Annotated in this window: 10 protein-coding genes and 1 pseudogene; 4 read left to right on the top strand and 7 right to left on the bottom strand. The window is 39.7% G+C overall.

The genetic code is table 11. From position 1 onward, the window contains the following. Positions 1–31: 31 nt before the first annotated feature. Positions 32–1,075 (bottom strand): SEL1-like repeat protein, encoded by a 1,044-nt coding sequence (locus MOB01S_RS11210; RefSeq protein ID WP_066805441.1) that lies wholly within the window; start codon positions 1,073–1,075, stop codon positions 32–34. A gap of 112 nt (positions 1,076–1,187) precedes the next feature. Between MOB01S_RS11210 and MOB01S_RS12210 the strand changes: the two are divergent. After that, positions 1,188–1,877 (top strand): annotated as a pseudogene (locus MOB01S_RS12210) (IS1 family transposase). Positions 1,878–1,920: 43 nt separating this feature from the next. Here MOB01S_RS12210 and MOB01S_RS11215 read toward each other — a convergent pair. The 3 genes from MOB01S_RS11215 to ychF form a co-directional block, all read right to left on the bottom strand. Continuing rightward, positions 1,921–2,397: a DUF441 domain-containing protein gene (locus tag MOB01S_RS11215; RefSeq protein ID WP_066805444.1), complete on the bottom strand. Its 477-nt coding sequence runs from the start codon at positions 2,395–2,397 to the stop codon at positions 1,921–1,923. 8 nt (positions 2,398–2,405) lie between these two features. Continuing rightward, positions 2,406–2,579 carry a hypothetical protein gene (locus MOB01S_RS12455; RefSeq protein ID WP_157073992.1) on the bottom strand — a complete coding sequence of 58 codons (174 nt, stop codon included), beginning with the start codon at positions 2,577–2,579 and terminating at the stop codon, positions 2,406–2,408. Between the two features lie 145 nt (positions 2,580–2,724). Beyond that, a complete protein-coding gene (ychF, locus tag MOB01S_RS11220) occupies positions 2,725–3,816 on the bottom strand; it encodes a redox-regulated ATPase YchF (protein ID WP_066805446.1) in 1,092 nt (363 codons plus the stop codon). A 184-nt stretch (positions 3,817–4,000) separates the two neighbouring features. Between ychF and MOB01S_RS11225 the strand changes: the two genes are divergently transcribed. Both MOB01S_RS11225 and MOB01S_RS11230 read left to right on the top strand, forming a co-directional pair. Further along, entirely contained in the window at positions 4,001–5,344 is a 1,344-nt protein-coding gene (locus MOB01S_RS11225; protein ID WP_066805449.1) for a Na+/H+ antiporter family protein, read from the top strand. A 15-nt stretch (positions 5,345–5,359) separates the two neighbouring features. After that, complete coding sequence (locus MOB01S_RS11230) at positions 5,360–5,563, top strand: hypothetical protein (protein ID WP_066805452.1); 204 nt, start codon at positions 5,360–5,362, stop codon at positions 5,561–5,563. Between the two features lie 41 nt (positions 5,564–5,604). Here the strand turns inward: MOB01S_RS11230 and MOB01S_RS11235 are convergent, their stop codons facing one another. Further along, positions 5,605–6,168, bottom strand: coding sequence for a 5-formyltetrahydrofolate cyclo-ligase (locus MOB01S_RS11235; RefSeq protein WP_066805455.1), 564 nt, complete (start codon positions 6,166–6,168; stop codon positions 5,605–5,607). A gap of 118 nt (positions 6,169–6,286) precedes the next feature. Between MOB01S_RS11235 and fumC the strand changes: the two genes are divergently transcribed. Further along, the gene (gene fumC, locus MOB01S_RS11240) at positions 6,287–7,678 is read left to right on the top strand and encodes a class II fumarate hydratase (protein ID WP_066805457.1); all 1,392 of its coding nucleotides are present in this window, start codon (positions 6,287–6,289) and stop codon (positions 7,676–7,678) included. Between the two features lie 140 nt (positions 7,679–7,818). Here the strand turns inward: fumC and truD are convergent, their stop codons facing one another. Beyond that, positions 7,819–8,883, bottom strand: a complete 1,065-nt coding sequence (gene truD, locus MOB01S_RS11245) for a tRNA pseudouridine(13) synthase TruD (protein ID WP_066805466.1) — start codon at positions 8,881–8,883, stop codon at positions 7,819–7,821. A gap of 122 nt (positions 8,884–9,005) precedes the next feature. After that, on the bottom strand, positions 9,006–10,187 hold the full coding sequence (locus MOB01S_RS11250; protein ID WP_066805468.1) for a sugar transporter: 1,182 nt from the start codon (positions 10,185–10,187) through the stop codon (positions 9,006–9,008). Positions 10,188–10,421: the final 234 nt, after the last annotated feature.

Genomic DNA, 10,421 nt, shown 5'->3' on the forward strand with positions numbered 1-10,421 from the left:
TTTTCATTATTATTTATGTTCCAAATTTAAATTAACTTAACCAAAAGATAATCGCAATAACAATTATCATAATAATCATTGCTTTTAAGAAAAACCCACTTCTCATCTGATTAGGATTATAATTTAACTGCTCATTTAATTGCTCTAAAATATCCAACGCAATCTCATCGTCTTGTTCGGCGGATTTTATCAAATAGCGTTCGGCTTCTTGTAAGTTTTGGCTAATGCCATCGCCTGTTAAATAACGAATGCCAAGCACTCTTTGGGCTACCCTATCGCCATTTCTTGCGCGTTTTGCCAATTCGGCAATACTTAAACTTTCAACATTGAGATTTCCTGTTTCAAAAGCATTGCGGTTTTGAAAAGTATTATCATCTTGTGCTAAGGACAATTCATCTGAAAAGTTTTGAGTGGTTGATTGCTCAAAATACTGATTGGGCTGTACAGGCTCTTGACTAAAATAAGACTCATCATAAGCCAATTTTAAATTGACATCGGTTGCCAAAGGCGAGACAAAATCAAACAAATGATGATAAAAAACTTTTAAAAGTTCCGCCATTTGTGGCTGTTCAGGATTATCAATACCCACAGGTAAAAATTTAAATGCCTGAATATTATCTTGCTTAGCAACATAAGGAATGGCAAAATATATAGACAACTTTGGCTCTTGATACACTTCCACAGAAATAATTAACGCATCATAGCGATTTTTACCATTAACCGCAATTGGCAAATTAACAAACGCGTCTTGAATAAATACTTGATAATCGGCTTGATTGGGATTTTGCTCAAGATGAAAATAGCCCTTTTCAACCAATTCACGATTGTCTTGCATTGACATCATATCGTCGTATATGTTCGCTTTTTGCCCAATATTGCCTTCAATGCGTTTGGGGAGCATAAGCGTCCCCTGAGCAACGGCATAAAGCCCCATATTTGCCAAAACGGACGCACTGTGCATTGCCTTATGCCACAAAGGGGGCAAATCATCAGGTAATGCCATCGCCTGCATTTTGCTTAATGCAATAAAAATCGGTGGTTTTGAAATGCTTTGATTGCTAAATGGTCTTTCCATATTAACTCCTAAAAAGTATGTTCTGTACTTGGAAAACTTGGCACTCATACAAAAAGTATGCTGTAACAAAAACTAAAAAGGCAACTTGAACAAAAGTTGGTAATTTAGGGTTATGAAGACACAAATTACCATTACTTGCCCAAGTTGCCTATCTGCTAGTATAAAGAAAAATGGCATAAAAAGCTATGGCAAGCAGAACTATTTTTGTAAACACTGCCACCAACAGTTTATTCATCATTGACAGCTTACTTACAAAGGTTGCCAAGCTTGCATAGATGGCAAAATATGTCTAATGTTGGCTTGTGGTTGCAGCATTGCTGACAGTATGATACTAGAACAGGTCAGTAAGGGTAAAGTGCTTAGCGTACTTACAAGCAGCAATCATTCAATCAAACCAAGACAAAAGCATTACAACACCCTAGCAGTAGATGAGTTTTAGGCTTATGTTGGTCATAAGAAAAACAAAGTTTGGTTCATCAAGCTTTGACAGATACACAGGTAAGATTGTTGCGGGGCAAAAGAAATCTTGCTACCGCCAAGCAGTTAAGGTCAAAACTTCTAAGTTTAGGTGTAAGCTTTGATAAAATTGCTTGTGATCATTGGGACAGCTTTCTGACTGCTTTTAAGCACGCCATCAAGCAGGTAGGCAAACACTTTAGCTGGCATTGAAAGTAACAACACAAGACTTAGAACCTTTGCAAGAAGAGCATTTAGAAAAATTTGCTGTTTCTTTAAAAAGCTAGAAAACCACTTAAAAGCATTTGACTTGGTGTGTCATTACATCAACTATGGGTGGGTGTAGCATACTTTTTAGGCTATGACCTAAATTTAAATAATCTTGAAGGTTACTTTTGCCAATAAAACAAGGACAAAATCCCTGCTGCAATCAAAGGGCCGACAGGCACACCTCGCAAAAACGCCACGCCAAGCACCGTGCCAATGAGTAGTCCTGCAATGACGCTTGGTTCGGTCGTCATTAGCTTAACGCCACGACCGCCTAAATAGGCAACCAAAAGCCCCACGCCAATGGCAAGCAAGGATTTTGGGCTAACAAATGATTTGATAATCACTTCACTGCTTAATTTGCCACTGGCGATGGGTGTTAAGACACCGATGGTTAAAATCAATATGCCCAAACTAAGTCCATATTTGTCAATATAAGGCATTAAAACGCCATTAAAGGGACTTACTTTGATGATGATTAAAAAAGCGGTTGCCGAAATAATGGTATTGTTTTGACTAAATACCCCAAGCCCCATTAAAACAAATAGGACAATCAAACTAATATCTAAGCTACTTAATAATTGGCTAAGGTTTGGCATAGGATTGTTTAATCTAAAAATAGGATATCAACTTTACTTAAACTTCTGTCAAATTCTGGCAAATCAATATCCGCCACCTCAAAAGGCGTATTGGCATAAAGTGATAAAAACGCATTATAATTGATGGCATTGACATTGGCAAATACTTGACCATTTTTTAGCAAATTGTATTGTTTCGCCATAGGCAACCTGTTTGATTTGCTTAGCGATGCTTGGGGGTAATAAAGACAATTCTATAATCATTTTTATCTCCTTAATAAAATGGGGCATATCCCATACACCCCATTTTGATTGATAGACATTTTAATATTGATACTTTAAACCTACTTATACATTAAACCTAAAATGCATCACATCGCCATCTTGGACGATGTAGGTTTTGCCCTCCAAGCGGTTTTTGCCAGCCGCAGCCGCCCCTTTTTCACCGCCATATTCTATAAAATCATCAAAGGCAATGACCTCAGCACGGATAAAGCCTCGTTCAAAGTCGGTATGAATGACCCCTGCTGCCTCTGGGGCGGTCGCTCCAACAGGCACCGTCCACGCACGCACTTCTTTGACCCCTGCGGTAAAATAGGTTTGCATTTTTAGAAGTTCATAGCCCGCCCGAATCACACGGTCAAGCCCCGCCTCGCTCATTCCCATTCCTTCCAAAAACTCTGCCTTTTCGTCCTCGTCTAGCTGGGCAATCTCCGCCTCAATTTGGTTGCATAAAGGCACGACAATGGCATTGTCAGCTTTGGCAAATTCTTGTACTTGGGTTAAATAAGGGTTATTTTCAAAGCCATCTTCTGCCACATTGGCGATATACATCACAGGTTTTAGGGTGATTAGCCCATAGGATTTGATGAGTTTTTTCTCATCGTCATCAAGATTTGCCATACGGGCAGGCTTACCGTCCGCCAAAAATGGCTCAATCTTGGTAAAGACATCAAGCATTGCTTTGGCATCTTTGTCGCCTCCTTTTGCCTTTTTGGAAAGGTTGGTAATGGCACGAGTAACCGCCTCTAAGTCCGCCAACGCAAGCTCGGTATTGATGGTCTCAATGTCGGATAAAGGATTGACTCGTCCGTCCACGTGAATGACATTGTCATCATCAAAACACCGCACCACGTGGGCGATGGCGTCTGTTTCACGGATATTGGCTAAAAACTGATTGCCCATACCCTCGCCTTTGCTTGCCCCAGCGACAAGCCCTGCAATGTCCACAAATTCCATACTGGTGGGAATCACTCGTTCAGGCTTTACAATGTCGGCAAGTTGCTTCAATCTTGGGTCAGGCACAGGCACAATCCCTGTGTTGGGGTCTTTGGTACAAAAGGGGAAGTTTTCGGCGGCGATGCCTGCTTTGGTCAAAGCATTAAATAGGGTGGATTTGCCCACATTGGGAAGTCCAACAATACCACAATTAAAGCCCATAATCGTATCTCTTTTTGATAAAAATTTGCCCATTATAACAAATTTGTGAATATAAATTAAGAGAAGGAAATTTTAAAACGTCTTATTTTTTTAAAATCATACCAAAATCTTTTTATCTTGTGTATTTTTTGTAAAAATAAGGTATAATCGCTTTTTCTGATTGACTGATAATAAAAGGTGCAAAATGAACGCAGTATTATTGGCGGTTATCATCATGGTGGGGCTGTCTTTGGCTCGTGTCCATGTGGTGCTTAGCCTCATTGTGGGAGCGGTTGTTGGTGGACTCTTGGCTGGCTTACCATTGACAGATGTGGGTGAGACGGTGGGGGTATTGACGCATTTTCAAAATGGCATTAAGGGTGGGGCGGGTATTGCCTTATCGTATGCCATGCTTGGGGCATTTGCGATGGCGATTGCTCATTCTGGCGTGCCTAAGGCTTTGGCGGATAAGGTGATTGTGTCAGTCAAAAATGCCAAAGGCGGTGGGGTAAAATGGGCGGTTTTTGGTATCATTGTACTATTTGCTTGTCTAAGTCAAAACCTCATTCCCATTCATATTGCTTTTATTTTGCTACTCATTCCACCACTTTTGAGTGTGTTTAATGAATTAAGGGTGGACAGACGACTGATTGCCTGCCTGATTACGTTTGGATTGGTCAATACCTATATGTTTATCCCTTATGGTTTTGGGGATATATTTTTAAATGAAATCATCATGGCAAACCTTGCCAAATCAGGACTTGATACCTCAAACATTTCGGTGATGAAAGCGATGGCAATCCCTGCACTTGGTATGGTGCTTGGGTTATTGATGGCGGTATTTGTGAGTTATCGCAAACCCAAAAGCTACGATAACACCAAAACGCTTGCCATCAAAGGCGATGATGTGTCTGTGGCGAGTGATGGTAAAATGGGTTTTAAAGTCATTGTTACCCTTGCGGCGATTGTTGTGGCGTTTGTCATTCAATTAAAAACAGACTCGCTCGTGCTAGGTTCGCTCTCTGGTTTTGCCATTTTTATGGCGACAGGGGTGGTTGGCTGGAACAAGGCGGACGATGTCTTTAATGATGGTATCAAGATGATGGCGATGATTGGCTTTATCATGATTAGTGCTCAAGGCTTTGCCGAAGTGATGAAAGCCACAGGACACATTGAGCCACTGGTACAGTCAGCAGTGGGCGTGTTTGGTGATAACAAAGCTCTGGCAAGCCTTGCCATGCTTATCGTGGGGTTGATTGTTACGATGGGGATTGGGTCATCTTTTTCTACCGTGCCAATCATTGCCACCATCTATGTGCCACTATGTATGGCGATGGGCTTTAGTCCGATGGCAACTTTGGCACTCGTTGCTACGGCAGGCGTGCTGGGCGATGCAGGGTCGCCTGCTTCTGACTCAACGCTAGGACCTACGATGGGACTCAATGTGGACGGTCAGCACGACCACATCAAAGACAGCGTCATACCGACCTTTATCCACTATAACATACCGCTTATCGTGTTTGGGTGGGTGGCGTCTATGGTGCTGTGAGGAAATTGTGTAATTATGACAATGCCAGCAATGCCCCATTTAATTGCCTGCCCACATTGTCATCATCAACATGAGATTTGGTTGAGTGATAGTATTTTTATTAACCTTGAACTGGATTTGGATAAAACGTGGGACGACTTTTATCAAAAACAATACATTCATCTTTGTCCAAATTGTCAAAAAGAATTTGATGAACATGATGTAATTCTAAAAATGTAGTGGTTTTTAATAAGGGTGAATTTAATTTGCCCTTATTTTTATTAAAACCTTAATAATCCTTTATCGCTCACCACCATATCCACTTTTTTGTCCCATGTATTAACCGCCAAATTTTCCACGATTTGAAAATGATAACACCAGCCTACCTTTAATCCTGTAAAATGGGCAAAGGTGCGGTCATAAAATCCACCGCCCATGCCAAGCCTGTTACCATGTCTATCTACTGCCACAAGCGGACAAATGATACAATCTAGGCGATTTGCCAAAACTGCATTTTTTAAAAATGGCTCTTTCATGCCAAGTGGGTGGCGTTTTAAGGGTGTTTTTTTCAGGTCATAAAAACAAGGGGCGAATGTTAAGGCTTGATTTTTTTTGGTGATGGGCAAAAAAGGGGTGAAGTCATGTTTTTGACAAAATGCCAAAATTGGTGCGGTGGGCAGTTCGCCAAAATCGTCCAAATACAACCCAATTTTGGCGTGTTTGGGTAAGTGAGGTAACAGCTTGGGCAAGTGCAGGCTTGTCATTAGGGCAAAATTAGCACGTTGTTTGGGGTCAAGTTTTTTTCGCTGGCGTTTGACAAGACGGCGTAGGGTGGCATTATCCATAAGTTTTCCTAATGTTTGCTATTTAAAATGATAATTATTTTTGATTGAAAATAAATTTTAATAGTGCTATATTAATGATGTTTATTTTAACAAATTTTTTATCACTAAGGAAAATTCTATGACCGACATTCGTATTGAAAAAGACACAATGGGCGAGGTGCAGGTTCCTGCCAATGCCTATTTTGGTGCACAAACCCAAAGAAGCCGTGATAATTTTAAAATCGGTGGCGAAACTTTGCCTCGTCCGTTGATTGTGGCGATGGCAACCGTCAAAAAAGCTGCAGCGATTACCAATGCTGAGCTTGGGCGGATTGAAAATAGCCAAAAAGATTTGATTGTGCAAGCAGCCGATGAAATCATCGCAGGCAATCTTGCTGACCAGTTTCCGCTTGTGGTTTGGCAAACAGGCTCTGGCACGCAGTCTAATATGAATATGAATGAAGTCATTGCCAACCGTGCCAATGAAATTTTTGGTAACCCAAAAGGCACTTACAAGCCTGTTCACCCCAATGACCATGTTAATCACGCCCAAAGCACCAATGACAGTTTTCCAACTGCCATTCGTGTGGCAAGTGCTGTTGAAATCAATCGTATTCTAATCCCTGCCATCAAAGCCTTGCGTGAGACCCTTGCCAAAAAGTCGGCTGATTTTGCCGATATTGTCAAGATTGGTCGTACTCACTTGCAAGATGCCACACCCCTAACTTTGGGACAAGAGTTTGGTGGCTATGTTGCTCAGCTTGATTTGGCACTGGTGCGGATTGACAATGCCTTGCAAGGCTTGTATCAATTGCCACTTGGCGGTACAGCCGTTGGTACAGGTCTAAATAGCCACCCTGAGTATGCCATCAAGTCTGCTACCAAAATCGCCGAATTGACAGGTTTGCCCTTTGTAACAGCTCCTAATAAATTTGAAGCCTTGGCTGCACGAGATGCCGAAGTGTTTGCATCGGGTGCTTTAAAGACTTTGGCAGCCAGCCTAAACAAAATCGCCAATGATGTACGCTGGCTATCAAGTGGTCCTAGATGTGGTTTGGGCGAGATTACCATTCCAGAAAATGAGCCTGGTTCATCTATTATGCCTGGCAAGGTCAATCCCACCCAGTCGGAGGCGATGACAATGGTGGTTGCTCAAGTAATGGGTAATGATGTTACCATTAATCTGGCAGGGGCAAGCGGGAATTTTGAGCTCAATGTCTTTATGCCTGTGATTGGTTATAATCTATTGCAGTCCATTCGTTTGCTTGCCGATGCGTGCAACAGCTTTAATGAAAATTGTGCGGTGGGTATTGAACCTGTTAAAGAAAAAATTGACTATTTCTTGCACAATTCCTTGATGTTGGTAACGGCATTAAACCGCAAAATCGGCTATGAAAATGCTGCCAAAGTTGCCAAAACCGCCTACAAAAACAACAAATCTCTAAAAGAAACCGCCATTGAGCTTAATCTTTTGACGGCTGAAGAATTTGATGAGATTGTTAGACCAGAACAAATGGTTGCACCCAAATAAGCAAACTTTGTATTGATAAATAAGGGCAATTTAAGATTGCCCTTATTTTTAAATATTGAGTTTGTTAAGTATGATGAATTTTATTGAACAATAAATCAAATTTTTATTACTCTTAGATTTTATGATGTATTTAATATTTATCACGTCCTAACATCATCAACCAAAACATCAATCACACAAGTAGCAAAAGTACCACTTGGTAAAATAAAATCTAGCACCAAGTTATCATCTTGCCATTCCCATGATAAATCTTGGATTAATAATCTAGTAGCACGATAGGATAACTTACTATTGACTTTTAACAAACCTTTAATAAATATGTCAAATTGTGGTAAATTAAATATGTCTTGATGTAATGCTAAGCTGTCATCGGTATGCTTGATATCTCCTGTGCCAAATAATAAGATGGTTGGGTGTATGTCTTTATCAGCCATGCGTTTTATAATATCATCGTCAATGCTTGATGTAAAAATAGATCCTGTTCCATTTAGATTAAATACATCGCCTTCTATTGGTTTGTCCCAACAATTTAGATTTACCCTTTTTGACAATATGGCATTAAATAACAAACTTTTTGCAACAGATATATACATACCGTGTTTTTGTACATCTTTTTTGTTTGGCTTGTAGGGTTTATCGGTGGATAATAATTGTTCAAAAAATTGTTTGGTGTGTTCAATATTTGACTGTTCTATACCAAAACGCTGATGACCAAAATAATTGGGTATGCCCTGATGATGTATGATGTTGAGTTGTTTTTCAATATCATTACGATGACCCACAACCTGTCTAAGTGTAATGTTAAAATGATTGTGTTTGTGTGTACCACGCCCCAATTTTTTATGGTGCCAAACAATTTTTATAATAGATAAACTTTCATCAGGATTAAGATGTGCTTTGGTAAAATTGATAAAATCTGTATGGGGCAATTCTTGTTTTGGTAAGCGTAGGCTAAACCATTGGTAGGTGCTGGCTCGTCTGTCTTTTAGACCGCTAAAACCAATATCAGACAGAGGGATATTTGCCCATTGTGAGAGTAGTTTTGCTACAAATGCTGTATTTAGATTGGTTTTATGAATATAAAACCAACAATGTTCTCCTTTTTGACTAAACTCAATATCCAACAATTCAGTAACGATAAAATCTGTTGGCAACTGTTTAAACGTCGCCAAAGAAATGGAAGGTTTGATGTGTTGATGATTCATAAGTAATCTCTATTAAAAAATAATGACTTTTTGTATCATTTAAAATTTTGTGGGGCAGATTAAATTTTTAATGTAAATAACAAATAATTGATTTTTATGATATTTCTCAAACATAAAGAGTGTTATAAATGTTTAACATACCCTGATGATTTTAAAGAAATGATGTAGATGATAATCGCAAATAAGGCAATCATAGCACCCACATAACCAATCATACCAAGACCAATATGTGTAATGACCAAACCTCCCAATAAAGCACCACCTCCAATACCAATATTATAAATACCAGAAAATAAACTCATGGCAACATCTGTTTCTTTGGAAGCAAGTTTTAGGGTGCGTAACTGTAATACCAAGCTCACCGCAGTCATACCAATACCCCATGTCATGCACAATATCGCCCATGATAATGGCGTCTTAGCAAATAATAACATTGATGATAAACATATCAATACCACCATGAATGCGATGATTAAAAATAATTTAGGATATTTGTCATAATATCTCCCAAATAACCAGCTTGATATAATCCCTGCCATACCAAATAATAACAAAACAATAGTGGTGTAATCGGCATTAAAATGGGCAATTTGTAATATGAATGGTTCAATATAACTATAAGCGGTAAAATGTGCTGTTACTATAAGGGCGATTAATACATATACAATCAATAAAGGTTTATTATTGATGATTTTGGGTAAGCTTTTTAAATCTCCTGCATCACGACTGGGTAATTTGGGTAAAATCACTGCCAATAATACCATGCAAATCAGTGCCAATCCACCAATTACGCCAAAAGTCGCTCGCCATGACAAATATTGTCCCAAAATTCGTCCAAGTGGTAAGCCCAGTACGGTAGCAAGTGCTGAACCTGTGGCAAGTAGCCCCAAAGCCCATGTTTGCCGACCTTTGGGGGCAACACGTACGACAAGGCTTGCGGTGATTGACCAAAAGATGGCATGAGCAAGTGCCACGCCCGCCCGAGCGATGAGTAATACGGTAAAGTTGTGGGCGATGACGGTCAATATGTGACTTGCCACAAATAGCCCAAACAAGCCAAGTAGGAGTTTTTTGCGGGCGATGTGGGCAGTGGCAAGCATTGCAGGTAGCGACATTACCGCCACAATCCATGCGTACACTGTCATCATAATGCCCACTTCGGAGGCGGATTTGTTAAAACTTGTCCCAATATCTAAAAGCAAGGCAACAGGGATAAATTCGGTAGTATTAAAAATAAAAGCAGAGAAAGCAAGCACTAAAACTCTAAGCGTGCGGATTTGGTTGTGTTTTTGTAAATGTGGCATGGATAAGCAGTGGCTATGTTGTGTGATGGTTGGTTAAATGGCGGTGTATTATAAGTGAAAAATACATCAAAATACTCAAAAATGTTAAAAATTCTCTGATTTATCATTTTTGGTTCTTTTCAATATAAAAAATTGTGTTATAATTAGGGGGATATGGCAGTTCTATGATTGTCAATTTTTCACAAACAAGCTCAACTCTGCGTTGGATTTGGGCTTTTACAAGAGGATAAACCC

The sequence above is a fragment of the Moraxella oblonga NBRC 102422 genome (assembly GCF_001598275.1).
Classification (GTDB): Bacteria; Pseudomonadota; Gammaproteobacteria; order Pseudomonadales; family Moraxellaceae; genus Moraxella; species Moraxella oblonga.

Bases quoted from the DNA above. Each gene is read 5' to 3' on its own strand.
- MOB01S_RS11225 (WP_066805449.1), top strand. From the start codon at position 4,001: ATGAACGCAGTATTATTGGCGGTTATCATCATGGTGGGGCTGTCTTTG.
- fumC (WP_066805457.1), top strand. From the start codon at position 6,287: ATGACCGACATTCGTATTGAAAAAGACACAATGGGCGAGGTGCAGGTT.
- MOB01S_RS11250 (WP_066805468.1), bottom strand. From the start codon at position 10,187: ATGCCACATTTACAAAAACACAACCAAATCCGCACGCTTAGAGTTTTA.
- truD (WP_066805466.1), bottom strand. From the start codon at position 8,883: ATGAATCATCAACACATCAAACCTTCCATTTCTTTGGCGACGTTTAAA.
- MOB01S_RS11235 (WP_066805455.1), bottom strand. From the start codon at position 6,168: ATGGATAATGCCACCCTACGCCGTCTTGTCAAACGCCAGCGAAAAAAA.
- MOB01S_RS11230 (WP_066805452.1), top strand. From the start codon at position 5,360: ATGACAATGCCAGCAATGCCCCATTTAATTGCCTGCCCACATTGTCAT.
- MOB01S_RS11210 (WP_066805441.1), bottom strand. From the start codon at position 1,075: ATGGAAAGACCATTTAGCAATCAAAGCATTTCAAAACCACCGATTTTT.
- MOB01S_RS11215 (WP_066805444.1), bottom strand. From the start codon at position 2,397: ATGCCAAACCTTAGCCAATTATTAAGTAGCTTAGATATTAGTTTGATT.
- MOB01S_RS12455 (WP_157073992.1), bottom strand. From the start codon at position 2,579: ATGGCGAAACAATACAATTTGCTAAAAAATGGTCAAGTATTTGCCAAT.
- ychF (WP_066805446.1), bottom strand. From the start codon at position 3,816: ATGGGCTTTAATTGTGGTATTGTTGGACTTCCCAATGTGGGCAAATCC.